This window comes from Bacillus sp. 123MFChir2 (assembly GCF_000383235.1).
Taxonomy (GTDB): Bacteria; Bacillota; Bacilli; order Bacillales; family Bacillaceae_G; genus Bacillus_A.
On the sequence record NZ_KB910964.1, the window covers coordinates 19599 to 36419 of the forward strand.

17 protein-coding genes, 7 tRNA genes and 4 riboswitches are annotated in these 16821 nt (G+C 37.4%); of the genes, 2 read left to right on the forward strand and 22 right to left on the reverse strand.

Going from position 1 to position 16821, the window contains the following annotated elements:
* Positions 1-5: 5 nt before the first annotated feature.
* The 13 genes from kdpC to tenI all read right to left on the reverse strand — a co-directional run bounded on the left by kdpC (position 6) and on the right by tenI (position 10921).
* The gene (kdpC, locus tag H280_RS0117855) at positions 6-584 is read right to left on the reverse strand and encodes a K(+)-transporting ATPase subunit C (protein WP_020062500.1); all 579 of its coding nucleotides are present in this window, start codon (positions 582-584) and stop codon (positions 6-8) included.
* A gap of 18 nt (positions 585-602) precedes the next feature.
* Positions 603-2702 carry a potassium-transporting ATPase subunit KdpB gene (gene kdpB, locus H280_RS0117860; RefSeq protein WP_020062501.1) on the reverse strand — a complete coding sequence of 700 codons (2100 nt, stop codon included), beginning with the start codon at positions 2700-2702 and terminating at the stop codon, positions 603-605.
* Positions 2703-2715: 13 nt separating this feature from the next.
* Complete coding sequence (gene kdpA, locus H280_RS0117865) at positions 2716-4383, reverse strand: potassium-transporting ATPase subunit KdpA (protein ID WP_020062502.1); 1668 nt, start codon at positions 4381-4383, stop codon at positions 2716-2718.
* 19 nt (positions 4384-4402) lie between these two features.
* Entirely contained in the window at positions 4403-4519 is a 117-nt protein-coding gene (gene kdpF / locus H280_RS23815) for a K(+)-transporting ATPase subunit F (protein ID WP_331271153.1), read from the reverse strand.
* Positions 4480-4584 (reverse strand): hypothetical protein, encoded by a 105-nt coding sequence (locus tag H280_RS0117875; protein WP_020062504.1) that lies wholly within the window; start codon positions 4582-4584, stop codon positions 4480-4482. The genes kdpF and H280_RS0117875 overlap by 40 nt, the downstream gene beginning before the upstream one ends.
* A gap of 98 nt (positions 4585-4682) precedes the next feature.
* A riboswitch (cyclic di-AMP (ydaO/yuaA leader) is annotated at positions 4683-4826 on the reverse strand.
* Between the two features lie 390 nt (positions 4827-5216).
* Positions 5217-5441, reverse strand: coding sequence for a hypothetical protein (locus H280_RS0117880; RefSeq protein WP_028411294.1), 225 nt, complete (start codon positions 5439-5441; stop codon positions 5217-5219).
* Between the two features lie 29 nt (positions 5442-5470).
* Positions 5471-5872, reverse strand: coding sequence for a hypothetical protein (locus tag H280_RS0117885; RefSeq protein WP_020062506.1), 402 nt, complete (start codon positions 5870-5872; stop codon positions 5471-5473).
* Between the two features lie 93 nt (positions 5873-5965).
* A riboswitch (cyclic di-AMP (ydaO/yuaA leader) is annotated at positions 5966-6109 on the reverse strand.
* Positions 6110-6200: 91 nt separating this feature from the next.
* Positions 6201-7013, reverse strand: coding sequence for a bifunctional hydroxymethylpyrimidine kinase/phosphomethylpyrimidine kinase (gene thiD, locus H280_RS0117890; RefSeq protein ID WP_028411295.1), 813 nt, complete (start codon positions 7011-7013; stop codon positions 6201-6203).
* A 13-nt stretch (positions 7014-7026) separates the two neighbouring features.
* Positions 7027-8046, reverse strand: a complete 1020-nt coding sequence (locus H280_RS0117895; RefSeq protein ID WP_020062508.1) for a thiazole biosynthesis adenylyltransferase ThiF — start codon at positions 8044-8046, stop codon at positions 7027-7029.
* The gene (locus tag H280_RS0117900; protein ID WP_020062509.1) at positions 8039-8809 is read right to left on the reverse strand and encodes a thiazole synthase; all 771 of its coding nucleotides are present in this window, start codon (positions 8807-8809) and stop codon (positions 8039-8041) included. Before H280_RS0117900 ends, H280_RS0117895 begins: the two co-directional genes overlap by 8 nt.
* Before the next feature lie 2 nt (positions 8810-8811).
* A complete protein-coding gene (thiS, locus tag H280_RS0117905; protein WP_020062510.1) occupies positions 8812-9015 on the reverse strand; it encodes a sulfur carrier protein ThiS in 204 nt (67 codons plus the stop codon).
* Positions 9016-9198: 183 nt separating this feature from the next.
* Complete coding sequence (thiO, locus tag H280_RS0117910; RefSeq protein ID WP_020062511.1) at positions 9199-10308, reverse strand: glycine oxidase ThiO; 1110 nt, start codon at positions 10306-10308, stop codon at positions 9199-9201.
* Positions 10292-10921: a thiazole tautomerase TenI gene (tenI, locus tag H280_RS0117915; RefSeq protein ID WP_020062512.1), complete on the reverse strand. Its 630-nt coding sequence runs from the start codon at positions 10919-10921 to the stop codon at positions 10292-10294. Before tenI ends, thiO begins: the two co-directional genes overlap by 17 nt.
* A gap of 82 nt (positions 10922-11003) precedes the next feature.
* Positions 11004-11104, reverse strand: a riboswitch (TPP riboswitch).
* 60 nt (positions 11105-11164) lie between these two features.
* Positions 11165-11273, reverse strand: a riboswitch (TPP riboswitch).
* A 433-nt stretch (positions 11274-11706) separates the two neighbouring features.
* On the opposite strand from tenI, the gene H280_RS0117920 reads away from it, so the two are divergent.
* Both H280_RS0117920 and H280_RS26590 read left to right on the forward strand, forming a co-directional pair.
* Complete coding sequence (locus tag H280_RS0117920; RefSeq protein WP_020062513.1) at positions 11707-12864, forward strand: SH3 domain-containing protein; 1158 nt, start codon at positions 11707-11709, stop codon at positions 12862-12864.
* 6 nt (positions 12865-12870) lie between these two features.
* Positions 12871-13230 carry a hypothetical protein gene (locus tag H280_RS26590; RefSeq protein ID WP_020062514.1) on the forward strand — a complete coding sequence of 120 codons (360 nt, stop codon included), beginning with the start codon at positions 12871-12873 and terminating at the stop codon, positions 13228-13230.
* A 418-nt stretch (positions 13231-13648) separates the two neighbouring features.
* On the opposite strand, the gene H280_RS0117930 is transcribed toward H280_RS26590, so the two are convergent.
* The 9 genes from H280_RS0117930 to H280_RS0117970 form a co-directional block, all read right to left on the reverse strand.
* The gene (locus H280_RS0117930; RefSeq protein WP_020062515.1) at positions 13649-14800 is read right to left on the reverse strand and encodes a DUF3965 domain-containing protein; all 1152 of its coding nucleotides are present in this window, start codon (positions 14798-14800) and stop codon (positions 13649-13651) included.
* Between the two features lie 321 nt (positions 14801-15121).
* Complete coding sequence (locus H280_RS0117935; RefSeq protein WP_020062516.1) at positions 15122-15541, reverse strand: CBS domain-containing protein; 420 nt, start codon at positions 15539-15541, stop codon at positions 15122-15124.
* Positions 15542-16239: 698 nt separating this feature from the next.
* A tRNA-Glu gene (locus H280_RS0117940) sits at positions 16240-16311 on the reverse strand.
* Between the two features lies 1 nt (position 16312).
* Positions 16313-16387 (reverse strand) — tRNA-Asn (locus tag H280_RS0117945).
* 3 nt (positions 16388-16390) lie between these two features.
* Positions 16391-16467 (reverse strand) — tRNA-Ile (locus H280_RS0117950).
* Between the two features lie 10 nt (positions 16468-16477).
* Positions 16478-16548, reverse strand: a tRNA-Trp gene (locus tag H280_RS0117955).
* A 3-nt stretch (positions 16549-16551) separates the two neighbouring features.
* Positions 16552-16627, reverse strand: a tRNA-Thr gene (locus H280_RS0117960).
* 20 nt (positions 16628-16647) lie between these two features.
* A tRNA-Phe gene (locus H280_RS0117965) sits at positions 16648-16723 on the reverse strand.
* 10 nt (positions 16724-16733) lie between these two features.
* A tRNA-Asp gene (locus H280_RS0117970) sits at positions 16734-16809 on the reverse strand.
* Between the last annotated feature and the right edge of the window lie 12 nt (positions 16810-16821).

The window sequence follows — 16821 nt, forward strand, 5'->3', positions numbered from 1 at the left end:
TATTGTTACATCATTTTTTGTAATTCTACATTTAACTTCAACACGTTGACGCGATCTTCACCGAACAATCCAAGTGCTTTTCCTTCTGTTTGTGATTCAATCAGCTTATCAATTTTTACTTTCGGAATATTCGTAATTTTAGAGATGCGATCTACTTGTACGTAAGCTGCTTGTGGGCTAATGTCTGGGTCTAACCCTGAACCTGAATTCGTTACTAAATCCATCGGAACTTCCGTAACAGGCACTGCTGGATTTTCCTTCTTCCAATTGTCCACACTCTCTTCTACACGTTTTACTAAATCTGGATTAGACGGTGCATAGTTATTCGATCCCGATGCTTCTGCTTTATATTCTATACTAGAGACGCGTCCGTGGAAATAACGTGGATCTGTAAAATTTTGACCAATTAATTTCGAACCAATAACTTCATTTTTGTCATTATAGATAAGGCTTCCGTCTGCATTATCTTTCATAAATGCTTGCGCAATTCCTGTAACTAAAAGTGGATAAATAAGCCCGCATATAACAAGAAATGTAAAGGTTACACGAATGACAGGTGAAAGTATCTTTTGTTTTTCAAACATTTTCATTTCCCCTTTTCTTTAAATGAACAATCCGACAAACATGTCAATTAGCTTAATACCGACGAACGGAACAATTACTCCCCCAAGTCCGTAAATAAATAGGTTACGTCCTAACAATGCATTAGAGCTCATCGGTTTATAAGCAATCCCTCTCATCGCGAGCGGAATAAGCATCGGGATAATAATCGCGTTAAAGATAAGCGCTGATAAAATCGCTGATAATGGTGAATGTAATTTCATCACGTTCAGGGCTTCCATTTGCGGAATTGCCAATGTAAACATGGCTGGGATAATCGCAAAATACTTCGCAATATCATTTGCGATACTAAATGTTGTTAGCGCACCGCGCGTCATTAATAGCTGCTTACCAATCCCTACAACCTCAATAATTTTCGTTGGGTTTGAATCTAAGTCAATCATATTTGCTGCTTCTTTCGCTGCTGCTGTACCACTATTCATCGCTAAACCAACATCGGCTTGCGCTAAAGCTGGTGCATCATTTGTACCATCACCTGTCATCGCAACAAGCTTTCCTTTATCTTGCTCTGCTTTAATAACTGCAATTTTATCTTCTGGTTTACATTCTGCAACAAATTCATCCACACCAGCTTCTTTCGCAATCGTTGCGGAAGTAAGTGGGTTATCACCTGTACACATCACCGTTTTAATCCCCATTTGACGAAGCTGTTCAAATCGTTCGCGCATACCTGGTTTTACAGTATCTTTTAAATAAATTAATCCGTAAATACGATCATTCGCTGCAACAGCGAGCGGTGTACCGCCTTCTTTCGCAATTAAATCCGCCTTTTGATTTAAATCTTTCGGAACTGTACCGCCTTGCGATTGTACCCATTCAATGACAGCACCAACTGCACCTTTTCTTATTTTTGTACCATCTACTAAGTCCACACCGCTCATACGCGTCTCTGCTTTAAATGGAACAAACTCACCTTCCTCAGCAAGTGTACCATTATAAGAGAATGCTTTAGATTGTACGTATTCAATAACCGAACGTCCTTCTGGCGTCTCATCTAACACAGAGCTAAGCGCTGCCCATTTTGCAACTTGCTCAATTGTTTCATTTCCTACTGGTAAAAGCGTATGTGCCATACGATTACCGAATGTAATTGTACCTGTTTTATCTAAAATAATTGTGTTAATATCACCAGCTGCTTCCACTGCTTTACCACTCATCGCTAACACGTTAAATTTCGTTACACGGTCCATACCGGCAATCCCAATTGCGGATAATAAACCACCAATTGTTGTTGGAATTAAACAAACAAGAAGTGCAACGAGTATAGATGTATCAATTTGAAAACCAAGATAATTCGTAAAGATCGGCAATGTCACAACAACGATTAAGAAAATAAGTGTTAAACTCATCAATACCGTATTAAGAGCAATTTCATTTGGTGTTTTTTGACGAGATGCCCCTTCTACTAACGAAATCATTTTATCTAAGAAAGATTCGCCAGGATTACTTGTAATTCGAATTGTAATTTCATCACTTACTACCATTGTACCGCCTGTAACGGAGCAAAAATCACCGCCAGCTTCTTTCATAACTGGTGCAGATTCTCCGGTAATTGCTGATTCATCGACAGATGCTAACCCGCGAATAACTTCTCCGTCACTAGGGATCATTTCACCTTGTTTTACAAGAACAACATCGCCTTTTTTCAGCTCAGTTGCTGAAACTCTAGCAACACTTCCATTTTCTTTTACGACATTTGCAAATACATCTTTTTTCGATTGCTTTAACGAATCAGCTTGCGCTATCCCGCGCCCTTCTGCTAATGCTTCTGCAAAATTAGCAAACAAAACAGTGAATAAGAGAATAAGAGAAACTGTTATATTGAACCACCCTGGGATACTACTAGATCCATTAGGTAAAAATGATAAAATTAATGTTAGAAAAAATCCAATTTCCACCACGAACATAATCGGATTTTTCACCATCACTCGTGGATTCAATTTTGCAAAGGCTTCTTTTATCGCATTTGTAATAATGTCACGATCCATCGTTTTTGCTTGTCTTACTTCATTTTCGACTTCCGTTTTTGGTGATACAATCGATTGATTCGATTGTTTATCTTTTACCACTACAGGTTTCATCATGTCTCCTCCATCACTTCAATGTAAGAAATTCCGCAATTGGTCCTAACACTAACATCGGGAAGAACGTTAATGCCCCTACAATTACAATTGTTCCAATGAAAATACCGCCAAATAAACCGTTATCTGTTCGGAATGTTCCGATTGTTTCTGGTACTACCGTTTTCTCTTTTAATGAAGCTGCTACAGCGAGCATTGTGATTAGGCTAAAGTAACGTCCTAAAAACATTACGATACCAGTTGTAATGTTCCAAAACGCCGTATTGTCTCCTAAACCTTCAAAACCGGAACCGTTATTTGCTGCCGAAGAAGTATATTCATAGACAACTTGTGTCAAACCGTGAAAACCGGAGTTTGAAATAGCATCTGTTCCGAGATGAGTCGAAAGAGCCAATGCTGAAAACCCTAAAATAAGTAAAGGATGAAATAGTATTGTTACCGCAATTAATTTCATTTCCTTTCCTTCAATCTTCTTCCCTAAAAACTCTGGTGTACGTCCCACCATTAATCCCGATATAAAGACCGCGATAATCGCGTACATAATAATATTGATAAATCCTGCACCGACCCCGCCGTATACTGTATTTAACATCATATTTACAAGTGGTACGAGCCCTCCAATTGGTGTCAACGTATCATGCATGGTATCAACAGCACCTGTTTCTGCTGCGGTTGTTACTGTTGCGTATAGTGAAGAAAATACGGTTCCAAAGCGAACTTCTTTTCCTTCTACACTGCCTTGAGTATGCTGCATTCCCATTTCATTTAACGCTGGGTTTCCATGTAATTCTGACGTTACAATTGTTGTAAATCCCATTAAAAATACGATGAATAAAGAAACGAAAAGAACGCGTCCTTGTTTTTTATTCCCGACCATTCTTCCGTATGTAAATGGCAGGGCTGTTGGTAACAGCATCATAAGCATCATTTGTAAAATGTTACTGATTTGACCTGGGTTTTCAAATGGATGCGTTGAGTTTGCCCCGAAAAATCCTCCGCCGTTGTTTCCTAATTCTTTAATAGAAACGAAAGAAGCAACCGGACCACGTAATATACTTTGTTTCACGCCTTCAATTGTATGAGCTGTAACCGCTCCTTCTAACGTTTGCGGTACACCAAGCGCAACGAAGATCAATGCTGCTATAAATGCAATTGGAAGAAAAACTCTCGTTAAAGCACGTGTAAAATCTACGAAGAAATTTCCAAGTTCTTTCCCTGCTAACCCTCTTATAAAAGCCATTACAATTGCTAATGTTGTTGCTGGTGCTGTAAACATTAAAAACGTAATTCCAATTAATTGTGACAAGTACGAAACACCATTCTCACCGCTGTAATGCTGTAAATTTGTATCTGCCATAAAACTAATTGCTGTATTAAAAGCGAGTGTAGGTTCCATTCCCTGAACATGAGCTGGATTTAGTAGCAATACACCTTGCAGGCGAAGTATAAAATAAACAACAATAATCATAAATCCATTAAGTGCAACTAATGATAATGCGTATTGCTTCCAGCTCTGGTTATAAGGCTTCACACCCGAAATTTTAAAAATAATATTTTCAAAAGGTCCGAACACTTTATCCAATTTGCTATTCCCTTGAAACGCCTTCTCTAAATAAATCCCGGTTGGCTTTGCAACAAGAACGAATAATAACATTGTGATCAAAACGGCAATCCAAATCATAATAAACCTTTCCCCCTAATTAAAACTTTTCTGGATTTAATAGCGCATAAACTAAGTAAACAGTAAGTAAACCAACAATAATGGATACTGCAATACTCATTGCTTCTTCCCTTCCTTCACAACTTGATCCGACCATCTTGCAAGACCGATCATCGATCCAACTAACACAATTAAAATTGCTATCATAGCGATATCTAACATGATTCATCCCTCACTAAATGTAAAATTTTACCATTAAGAGCATAAAAAAGAACACTGAGGCTCTACTCAGTGTTCGAAAATGAACAACACAAAAGTAAACCTCCTCTCCAAACGCTTACGAGGTTAGCTGTCGGATTCGGGCCTAAAGAGTAGCCCTACTTTCATCATGAAAGATTCACCCCAAGTGACAATGCACAAAATTGGTTCCCCCGCTCCATTTCTGGACTCAGCGATATCAGGTTGTTTTTGGAAATTTTATGAACAATTTATGAATGTAAATATACTCCTCTATATTTTACTTGTAAAGAGCAAAAATAACGAAAATATGAAAATATAAGACCTTTTAAACGCTTACATTCAAGATAATTACAACTTTATCATCTATTTTCTTTTATTTTCTTCCTTTTTCATTATGTATACGTTCTTTTGCAAATGAAAAAAGAAGATTATCTCTATAAATCAAATTTAATTTCCAGACATATAGGTCAAATACAGCATAACCTGCTCTTCTCCTTTTGTTTTACACCTCGCTCGTGGCATAAAAAGGCCCTGACCGCTTCTATGCACGGCCAGGACCTCTCGCACTCTCTAAAAAGAAAGGCGGTTTTAATTAACCTTCTAATTCATCTAAATCATAAAAAAGAGCGTAAATTACGCCCCCGAATATACACTTGCATCAATTCTGCATGTCGCTTCTCATATTCGATAATATCTTGTTCTAAATATAGACAGATATCTTCTGGCGGAAGAATCATATATGGTTTCGGAAAGAATGGATCACGTTCTGCTAATTCATATACTCGTTCTAACGAAAGCGCCCACCGTTTTGCTAACTCGCGGCACAGTAATACTTTCATCGCTTCTTTCATACCCGATTCCTCCGCCCCTACTCTAAAGTCAAAAATGAAATATTATCGCAAGTTGTAAACACCACTAATTGAATGCCAATCGTTTCATAGAGGTGCTTTGGATATTGTTTATTTCGCGTGACAACTGTAATAGGTGCGGTAAAAGAAGAGCGTATACGTTTGGCGAAGAAGTTAATTGTGGATAACTCATCTCCTAGCAAAATCGCTTTTTTAACTGCTTTGCATATGTTCACAATCATGCTTGGGTCATCTGGACAACAATATGTTTGCTGAAACCCATATACTTTCACTTCACTTGCCACATATTCATTCGCTGCAAAAATAACCATTTCACTTTGAAACGGTACTAAATCTTTTAAACTCTTTACTTTCGCAGCTTCTCCTACACAAATGAGCGTGTACTCTTTTTCCTCATCCATGCACTGCATCCTCCTTCACATAAAAGAATTTTTAAATATAAATCAAAATTCTCTCATGCTAGTCGGACTGATGAATTGATATATTCACTTGCACCATCCTCTCTCAACACGCTTACGGAGTTAGCTGTCGGATTCGGGCTTTGAGAGTAGCCCTACCTTCAAAAAGGATTCACCCCAAGTGACAATGCACAAAATTGGTTCCTCCGCTCCAAATTTTGGATTCAGCGTTCAAAAAAATAGATTCTGGCTGATATACTACTCCTAAATTTGGAAAAAGTAAACATAAAAAAAGCCAATTTTTTTAACTGGCTTTTTTAAAAATACATATTTATACACGTACATTTCTACGTCCATACGCAAAATGATTCGTTGGTCCGTGACCGCTTCCAATGTTTAGCTCATCTTCAATTGCTATACTAGTAAAGCTCTTTGCTTCACGAACTGCGTCAGCAATTTCATAACCTTTCGCGAGTCCTGCTGTTACAGCTGCGGCAAACGTACAACCGCTTCCGTGTGTTTGGATCGACGCAATCCGTTTGCTTCTATACTCTATAAACTCATTCCCATCAAACAGTAAGTCAATTACTTCGTTCCCTTGATACGCTGCATGTCCACCTTTCATCACAACAAACTTCCCACCTAAATCATGCAGCATTTTCGCCGCTTCTTTACTGTCTTCAATCGTATGAATTTTCATTCCGGTTAATACTTCTGCTTCAGGAACATTTGGCGTAATGACCGTTGCAAGCGGTAGTAAATGTTCTTGTAATGCCGTAACAGCTTCCTGTTGTAATAACGGCGCTCCGCCTTTTGCAATCATAACAGGATCTAGTACAATATTATTCCATGAAAATGATTTAATATTTTCAGCTACGATTTTTATAATCTCACTACTAAACAACATCCCAAGTTTCACTGCATCTGGCATTAAATCAGCACCGATAGAATGTAACTGTTTTTCAATCCCCTCTACAGGAACTGGATACACTCCTTGTACACCAAGCGTATTTTGGGCCGTAATTGCTGTAATAGCTGTCATTCCGTACACACCGAGCTCTTGAAATGTTTTTAAATCTGCTTGAATTCCCGCACCGCCGCCGCTATCAGAGCCAGCAATCGTTAATGCTTTATTCACCCTCATTCCCCTCACCCTTTTAACCAAAATAACGATGATAAATCGTTTTTGCTTCCACTATATCCTTTGTCCCATGCACAAGCACACGGCCGTCTTGAAATGCTACTAACCGTTTATTCTCAACAGAAAACGATAATAAATACGGATTCACTGTTAAATCCGTTACACGGTTTTGCAGCAGATTTTTATACATAGACAAATGAAACTGCTCTTTATGCGGCGGACGAATTTGTACTGTATTTCTACCGCATAAAACAGCCGACCTAGAAGTATTCTCCTTTCTTAAATACGGATAAACGGCTTCTTCTCCGCACGATAAGCAGTGCTTATTTCGCAACTTTTGTACATTCATGCATGAATATTCATTTTTCCATACATCAAATGACACAAGCCCATCACGTAGTGCCTCGTAATCTTCTACTAAAATCTTTAATGCTTCCGCAACTTGATGTGAGACAACAATAGATACAGCAGGCGAAATAATCCCCGCTGTATCACATGTCGCTCCCCCAAGCGGTATTGATCGCAATAAACAAGATAGACATGGCGTCTTTCCCGGCATAATCGTATAAGAAAGACCGTAACTCCCAACACACGCTCCGTAAATCCATGGAATAGAATATTTTTGCGCTATATCATTTACAATAAAACGCGTCTCAAAGTTATCTGTTGCATCAATGATGAGATTTACACCTGCGACAAGTTGTTCTAGTTCTTCTGCTGTTACATCTTGTACATAAGTTTCTACAACTACATCACTATTAATGGCTTGTAAACGCCGTTTAGCTGCCACTGCTTTTGGTAAATGATTTTCTACATCATCCTCGCAGTATAATTGTTGGCGTTGCAGATTACTCCAATCAATGTAATCGCGGTCAGCAATCGTCACCTTGCCAACTCCAGCGCGAACAAGCATCTCTGCATTGGCACTACCAAGTGCTCCCACGCCGATAATCAGTACATGTTTTTCTCTTATTTTATGCTGTCCTTCTTCTCCAATTGGAGAGAACAACACTTGACGGGAATACCGGCTATTCAAGAACGCTCATTCCTTCTAACGGACTACTTGCGGCCCCGCGGCTCTTACGTGCAATACGTCCTGCTTCAAAACCTAATCTTCCTGCTTGAATACTAAGCTTCATTGCTTCTGCCATTTTTACAGGATCTTTTGCCTCAGAAACAGCTGTATTTAATAACACGCCTTCTGCACCTAATTCCATCGCAAACGCTGCGTCAGCTGGACTACCAATGCCGGCGTCAACAATAACGGGAACAGTTGCTTGCTCTATAATAAATCCTAAATGTAATGGGTTTACAATGCCAAGACCAGAGCCGATTGGCGATGCACCAGGCATGATCGCATGAACGCCTAACTCTTGTAATTTACGTGCTAATACAACATCATCAGACGTATACGGCAAAACGATAAACCCTTCTTTTAACAGCATTTCTGACGCTCTTAACGTTTCAACTGGGTCTGGTAATAACGTTTTATCATCACCAATTACTTCTACTTTAATCATGTCGCATACTCCTGATGCTTTTGCTAGTTTAGCAATGCGCACGGCTTCTTCTGCTGTTTTTGCTCCTGCTGTATTGGGAAGAAGGGTATACTTTGTTACATCAATTTTTTCTAGTAAATTAGGCTGCTCCGCATCAAAAATATCCATACGACGCACCGCAAACGTTAAAATTTCTGCTTCTGATACTTCAATCGCTTTCTTTTGCACATCAAAATCTGAAAATTTCCCTGTGCCTAATAACAATCTAGAATGAAAAGTAAATGGTCCAATTTTTAACATAATTAACCGCCTCCTACGAATGTGACAATTTCAATTTGATCTCCCTCAAAAACAGATGTATCTTGATGATCCTCTTTTTGTAAAATATCTTGATTACGTTCTACAACAACAATTTTCATCTCTAATCCTAAATGAGTAAGCAAATCAGCCACTGTCTTAACCTCAATTGGTACCTCTACTTGCCTACCGTTAATTTTTAAGTTCAAGCTTTCAGCCTCCTTATTAAAGGTATAACAAACTTAAAATCCTTTTCTTTTAGGGTGGGCGAGTGGTCCTGACCTTGCATAGTAACGGTCAGATCCTTTTTTCTGCCACTTCCCTTGTTAAAAACACAAGCGCAGGTCTCCTTTTTGTCTAACAGTAACTTATATGTTAAAAATGAAATTGATTTACATAGATTGAGAAAGCAATGAATCTAGTAAACGATTTTCTTGCTTTCCTTCTATTAGATCAGCCATATACTCTCCTGAAACTGGACTTAATAAAATTCCATTTCGATAATGGCCCGTACAAGCATATAAACCAGTAATGTCTTCATGTCTGCCAATATACGGCATACTGTGATTTGATTGTGGACGTAATCCTGCCCATGCCCCGTCCCATTCTGCTTCTTTTAGCGCTGGAATGATACTATATGCACGCTCTAATATAGAAGTAATACTTTCAGGACGCACCGCCTTGTTATATGTATGAGGTTTCATTGTTGCCCCAATGACATAACGTCCACCGCGCTTCGGTGCGATATAGAATCGCTCTTGAAAAATGGGGGCTTGTAATAATGGCTTACGACTACGCACTGCAACGACTTCACCTTTAACAGGATATGTTCCCCACTCACGGTGAAAATATTTTAATAGTTTTGTACTCCATGAACCGCCTGCAATTACTACATTTTCACATGAAATCGCGCCTTCTGTCGTAAGTAATCCTGTTACATGATTATCGTTCATTTGAATATCAAACACTTCAGTTTCTTCATATATGTCCGCTCCAGATATCGCAGCAGAGTGAGCAAATGCTTTCGTTAGCTCAGGTGCGATTACGTGGCCATCTTTTGGGTGGTAGACTGCTCCAATAATCGAAGTAGATAAATAGGGCTCTTTTTTCCGTAGTTCTTCTCCTGAGATAAAATGGGACTCTTCTCCTGTTTGCTGCTGCCATTTCATAATATGAAGAAGCCGGACACTCTCTTCTTCATTTTGAGCAATGCGGTAAATCCCCTTTTCTTCATATCCGATATCAATTCCGGTTTTATCACGTAATAGACTTGCAAGTTTTGGAAACATCGCGCGGCTTTTCCTACCTAACTCAAACAGCGGATTGTATTCATCCCATTCCGCCTGTACACCTAATAATCCAGCTGCTGCTTTAGACGCTTCAGAAGCAATCTTTTGTTTTTCAATGATGGCAACTTTATAACCTCTTTCAGCAAGGAAATGTGCAACCGAGCTCCCCATTACACCGCCGCCAACGATGGCAACATCATATACTTTTTTCATGATTTCTCGCCCACTTTCGTATCGTTTCCTTATATAACCACGCCTGCTCATTCGGTTTTATTGCACTTAAAATTCCAGACATAATTGCGATACCAGCAGCACCGGTACCGAGTACTTCTGCTGTATTGTGAGGAGTAATCCCTCCAATAGCGGTAATTGGAATTGTTAAACATTTTACCATTTCCGTAACCTCGGATAATCCTCGTGGCGGAACCCCCTTTTTGGAGTTTGTTTGAAACAAGTGCCCATACAGAAGAGAATCTGCACCACTTTGAAAAGCAGAAACAGCTTCTTCAAATGAATGCACGGAGTAACCAACATGCAAATAAGAAAATTTTTCTTTCACAGACTTTATATCCGCGCTGCGATATCCAAGTTGTACACGTCTAATATTGAATAAAATTGCTATATCAATCCGATCGTTGATGACAAGTTTAGAAGTAGGAAACCCCTTATGTAAGAGTTTTTCCACACCTTCATATAACTCTTTCGTACTTTTCCCACGCTCACGAATGTGCAAATAATCTATCTCACTTTCAATATCAGTTGCTATATTTGCTAACTCTTCAAATGACATACGACCATTTGATATAACGTGAAGCTCAGCTTTCATATCCATTCGCCTACTTTAAAATGTTTTCAAATAAAAAACCACTTCTATATAAGAAGTGGCCACAGCAAACAAAAGAAAAACTCATTTGTTGTTTCCACTTCCCTACGCTAGCATCACCTAGATCAGGTCATAAGGGTTAAGGATTTTACCTCTCTCAGCTTTTAAGCACCCCTAGTGGTGTTCTATAAAATTTTCAATAAAAAAGTCCCCGTTTCTATGCATAAAGAAACGGGGACGTTATTTATATCGTCCAAGTTGCTTCCCTACGCTAGCATCATCTAGATCAGGTTCAAGGGTCAAAGACTATAGGTCTTACTCTCAGCTAGCAACACTAGCACCCCTAGCAGTATATTCATTTAACATAGTCAGTATACCATTACAATATCTCACCCGCAACTCTTTTCATTTCTCCTTCCTTCTATCTATCTGTAAGTTCAGAAAAAAACGAATTCCTTTTCACTATTTCCATAATGGCTATAAATCTGCTATCCTTTTAGTATATAAATACAAATTGACTTTTTAACATCTAAGTCACCGCTATGCAAAATACATCATAATTGCTACTTATTTTCTCCTTTTGTTTTAAACCTTGCATGTGGTAGAAAAAGGCCTTGCCCATTTCTATACGCGGCCAAATCCACCACCCTAAAAAGAAAAGTTTCATAACTTACATATAGAGAAAAAGCTTTTGTTTATTTTTTGTCTATAAATATGTTACAAACTTAATATCTTCATATTATAATTTAGATTATACCAATTTATTACTTAAGGAGGTCTATCAATATATGAATTTAAAGGTCGCAACACTAACAGCAACTACTGTAGCAGTTGCCGCTATGCTTCCCTCTATGGCAGACTCTAATGTACATATTGTAGAAGCAAAGCAAACAGAAAAAGCAAAGATTGGTTATGTAAAAACGGAAACATTACAAATGTACAATAACCCAAATGGAACAGACTCTGTTATTGATAACATTACACGTGACACTCCCGTTACAATTCTTGAAGCAACAAACGACTGGTACAAAGTTCACACTCACAATAAAACTGGTTATGTCAAAAAAGAAGCCATTTCGTTAACCAAACCAGAAAAAAATCAACATATCGTAAATGTAGATGCATTAAACGTTCGCTCTGAACCAAATACACAATCTGAAATTATTACTGTATTACCAAGTGGGAGATTTGTTACTGTTCAAGAAGAACAAGAAGGATGGTATAAAGTTATACATAATGGAACAAGCGGCTATGTCAAAAAAGAATTTTTATCTAATGCCGATCAGCCATTAGTAAAAGGAATTACTGTACAAGGCGGAAGTTCTTATTATGTTTCCACTCCAACATTAAAAGTACGTAGCGGATCAGGAACAAATACAGCTATTATCGGTTCTTTAACAAACGGAACACAAGTACAAGTCGTTGAAAATGTGGGAACATGGTATAAAATTCGTTACGGATCAGGATATGGCTATGTCGCACAGCATTATTTAGTGCAAGGACAAAAACAACAGCAGCAACCAAAACAGCAAGCTATCCCATCTATTCCAGCTGCATTTAAATATCCTGCCCAAGGAAAAATCAGCTCAGAATTTAATGTACGCTGGGGAGAAATGCACTACGGGGTAGATATTGCAGCAACAGGAAATGTGCCAATCCAAGCTGCCGCATCTGGGACTGTTGTGAAATCGTATTATTCTACAAGCTATGGGAACGTTGTATTTGTTTCCCATCGTATAAACGGGAACTTATACACAACTATATATGCCCACATGAAAAGCCGTTCTGTCAAAGCAGGAGATACAGTACAAACAGGCCAATTGCTCGGTTATATGGGAAATACAGGGCATTCATTGGGACAACACTTGCATTTTGAATTGCATAACGGGGAATGGAATTTTGAAAAAACAAATGCTGTCAATCCACTTCCTTTCTTAGTTAGGTAACGCACAATGATACGTAATATTCCATTACTGATTGAGTATTTAGCATTTTTCGGTTTAATTTGTTGCTTAGTAATTTACAACACAAACATTGTATTTTTAAGCATTGTTATTACATTTATTACTTGTGAAGTGCTTATGGAAATATTCAAAATTCGACTAAAGCGACATATTTCACATATATATACTGCTCTATTCATTATCAGTTCTTTAATAACAAATATTAATTTTAACGGCTTACATGTCTCAGCAATATTTCCAGTATTTTTTATGACTATTCTTCTTATAGTCTCTCAATATATATACGTTCCAGAATATCGGAAACAACAGCTACAGCAACAACAAGAAGCATGGGAAGTGGGGAAATAATGCAACGATCCTTTACAACCCGTCTAATAAAATCTTTTCTAGACTCGTATGAAAGAATGAATTATTTTTTCGGCATTAATGATAATACAAATAGTCAATTTCTTTTGTACGGTATGGTTTCTCTTACCATTATTTCTCTTTTTCTTTATTATTAAAAGAAGGATTCCACATCGTGTGGAATCCTTCTTTGCGCTTTATATAAATCCAACTTGACTTTCCAACACACAGGTCGCCACCATGCCAAGCAAAAAATACTTTCTCTCTTTGTTTGAACTTTGCACGTGGCAGAAAAAGGAACTAACCGCCTCTATGCATGGCCAGTTGCTCTCGCTCACCAAAAAAGAAAAGGTTTTTTATGTTAGTTTCTCAATTTGCATTTATATAATTTAAAAGCCTAATATAAAACTACTTTTCTCGTTTATCCGCATGCATATTGCTCATAAATAAAACTTAAATTATATTTATTTTCTAAATTCATACGTTGTTCATCACTACACCAATAAAATAAAATATCATGTATTGATGCATAACGCTTATTCTTTAAAAATTGCTTAATAAAAGAAGGAAAACAATTTGGTAATTGTATAAATATATAGTTGCGTAGTAGTTCCTCTTTATAACCGATTCCTTTGCATATATACATAAGTTCTTCACAATAATACATTTGCTGTGGAACTTGAATCATTTCAAAAAATGGAATGTACGATAATAATTTACCAACAAAGTGCTCATATTTTGTTATAAACTCAAATGACATATGTTCCATCATCTCTTTTATAACAAACAAATAATCATCAACATGAGTTGTCTTTAACGGATTCAGATGATCAGATATTTGTGCAATGACTGCACGCTGACATGCTACAACGGCACGGCTTGGTTCATAATATGTTAAAAAATCTGTACATTTTCGATATTTTTTTAATAAATCTAGCGTGTATACATCACAAATATATGTATTACAATATTTTGCCATATTCATTAAATTTTCATCTAACTGCTCTTTTGATAATCCCTTTGCTTGTTTACAAAGAAACAGAAACATAAACTCCATCATTTCTTTATGAGACAAAAGTGTCTTATACTTTTCAATACACTCTACATTAAACTTAATTCTTTCCCAAATAAAATCATCATTACTTTCTAATTCCATAACCTTTTGTTTTATAATTAAATAATTCCAAGCGACTACTTGTGTAAATACATCCCATGATTCGTACTCTAGCGATGTTTGTACGAATTCTTCTAATCCCTCAGCCACCATAAAAGTATAAGCTTGTTGATACCATCCTACTTCTTGACATAAACGAATAACTCGAACTAGAGTTGGCATTTCATCTTTATGAAACTTCGGCAAATTATGTGATTTTTTCATTCCATATAAAATAAAAGGAATTAAATTTTCTTTCTTGTAAAATTCTTTTTCTTTCCAAGCTAGAATAGTTCGTTCTTTTCCTTCCCCTTTTGGAGACTCTGGTATAAGCAAAGAGAGTAAATCCGCGAAATTTTCTGGCTCTTTATACGTATCCGTAACCAAGTTCCAATTCGGTTCAGGATGCATAATCGTCATATAATTCCCCCCTATTTTCTATATGTATGATAAAATATTTGAATGCTATTAAACTAATCATCAATATTAATACTAATATCAATATATTCAAAGAAACATATAATGCTTATATTCATTAGTATATCATGTTTTTTATATGTTAATAGTTGTTAATAAAAATTTCAGAAGTAATTCACATAAAATATAAATTTAATCTGCGGGAGAACCCCCCACAGATTATGAATAAAACTAATGGAGCGTATGTTAACAGCTTATCCTTCACTACAGCTTTGCTTTCTAATCAAGCTATCCTTAGCAAACAAAATAAAAGTATCCCTTTCTTTAGTCTGTCTGCTCTGATATTTCACTTAAAGCAACGCCTGCTTGATCATCTGCATATTTAGTTGTTGCTAAATCACCAAGTGCTAACATCCCAACAAGTTGCCCATGTTCAACTACCGGCAATCTTCTTATTTGATAACGTGCCATTAACTCTGTCGCTTTTTCAATAGCATCATCAGGTGAAACGGAAATAATTTGTGTTGTCATAACATTTGTAATTTGATTGGAACCCGGATGCTTTTCCGCAATTCCTCGCACAACCAAATCACGGTCTGTAACAAGACCAATAACTTGATTATTCTCTACAACAGGGATCATTCCTATATCTTCTTCCTTCATTTTTACCGCTGCTTCATATACATTATCTAGTGGTGTACATTGTACAATATTTGTACTCATCAATTCTCGAACAGTTGTCATAAATATATTACCCTCCTTTACACACTTTAGCATTTCCAACCCTCTTCATTTCGATTCGCCAGTTCATTAAAGAAAAATGAGATACCAACTATCATTAGAAATAAAGAATATTACTTTACCAAATGGAGAGAACAATTATAATTTAAACATCATTGTCTAGAATCCCACACAAAACTTAAAATAAATTGGATACTCACAGCTGCAATGGTCGATTTTAAATTGCGGAGAGAAAATATACGCTTTATCGTTCTTAATTAAGAACGGATTGTAAAGATATAGAGTAATGAGTAGGATGAGGTGAGTATAAAAGATACCTTATACCGTAAATTATTCATGCAACATTCCGGTGTACAAGAATCATAATCAATTGGTAAAAATATATTGCACTATATTCTTTCCTAATTACACAAAATCATACAAAATCCTTCATTATTTATAATAAAAAACAAAACATTTTATAATATGGTAAAGATATATTTATTGTTATAATAATGTGAAACAATCATCAGTAGAGTTTCTTTATTTTTGATACTTTCGATTTAAGTAATCAAAAATACCCGAATAAACACATGGACTAGGAGATCATGAATCAAAGAAGTAATTATAATTTGTTATAACAAATATAATATATGGAAGGCATAATGTATGATATTATTTTTCCTTAAATAAAAAGAGTCAGCACCATGCTGACTCTTTAATGACCCGTACGGGATTCGAACCCGTGTTACCGCCGTGAAAGGGCGGTGTCTTAACCACTTGACCAACGGGCCATGGCTCCGCAGGTAGGACTCGAACCTACGACCGATCGGTTAACAGCCGATAGCTCTACCACTGAGCTACTGCGGAATATGGTGGGCCTAAATGGACTCGAACCATCGACCTCACGCTTATCAGGCGTGCGCTCTAACCAGCTGAGCTATAGGCCCATATTTTTTACAGGGGCAGTAGGAATCGAACCCACACCGGAGGTTTTGGAGACCTCTGTTCTACCGTTAAACTATGCCCCTAAGTGGTGCCGGCTAGAGGACTTGAACCCCCAACCTACTGATTACAAGTCAGTTGCTCTACCAATTGAGCTAAGCCGGCTAGTTTTTTACAAAAAAAAATGGTGGCTCGGGACGGAATCGAACCGCCGACACGAGGATTTTCAGTCCTCTGCTCTACCGACTGAGCTACCGAGCCTTTATATAAATGGCGGTCCCGACCGGGGTCGAACCGGCGATCTCCTGCGTGACAGGCAGGCATGTTAACCACTACACCACGGGACCATTGGTTGCGGG

Coding starts and splice junctions, on each gene's coding strand:
- kdpC (WP_020062500.1), bottom strand. CDS start 584: ATGTTTGAAAAACAAAAGATACTTTCACCTGTCATTCGTGTAACCTTT.
- kdpB (WP_020062501.1), bottom strand. CDS start 2,702: ATGAAACCTGTAGTGGTAAAAGATAAACAATCGAATCAATCGATTGTA.
- kdpA (WP_020062502.1), bottom strand. CDS start 4,383: ATGATTTGGATTGCCGTTTTGATCACAATGTTATTATTCGTTCTTGTT.
- kdpF (WP_331271153.1), bottom strand. CDS start 4,519: ATGGTCGGATCAAGTTGTGAAGGAAGGGAAGAAGCAATGAGTATTGCA.
- H280_RS0117875 (WP_020062504.1), bottom strand. CDS start 4,584: ATGTTAGATATCGCTATGATAGCAATTTTAATTGTGTTAGTTGGATCG.
- H280_RS0117880 (WP_028411294.1), bottom strand. CDS start 5,441: ATGAAAGTATTACTGTGCCGCGAGTTAGCAAAACGGTGGGCGCTTTCG.
- H280_RS0117885 (WP_020062506.1), bottom strand. CDS start 5,872: ATGGATGAGGAAAAAGAGTACACGCTCATTTGTGTAGGAGAAGCTGCG.
- thiD (WP_028411295.1), bottom strand. CDS start 7,013: ATGAGGGTGAATAAAGCATTAACGATTGCTGGCTCTGATAGCGGCGGC.
- H280_RS0117900 (WP_020062509.1), bottom strand. CDS start 8,809: ATGTTAAAAATTGGACCATTTACTTTTCATTCTAGATTGTTATTAGGC.
- thiO (WP_020062511.1), bottom strand. CDS start 10,308: ATGAAAAAAGTATATGATGTTGCCATCGTTGGCGGCGGTGTAATGGGG.
- tenI (WP_020062512.1), bottom strand. CDS start 10,921: ATGAAAGCTGAGCTTCACGTTATATCAAATGGTCGTATGTCATTTGAA.
- H280_RS0117920 (WP_020062513.1), top strand. CDS start 11,707: ATGAATTTAAAGGTCGCAACACTAACAGCAACTACTGTAGCAGTTGCC.
- H280_RS26590 (WP_020062514.1), top strand. CDS start 12,871: ATGATACGTAATATTCCATTACTGATTGAGTATTTAGCATTTTTCGGT.
- H280_RS0117930 (WP_020062515.1), bottom strand. CDS start 14,800: ATGACGATTATGCATCCTGAACCGAATTGGAACTTGGTTACGGATACG.
- H280_RS0117935 (WP_020062516.1), bottom strand. CDS start 15,541: ATGACAACTGTTCGAGAATTGATGAGTACAAATATTGTACAATGTACA.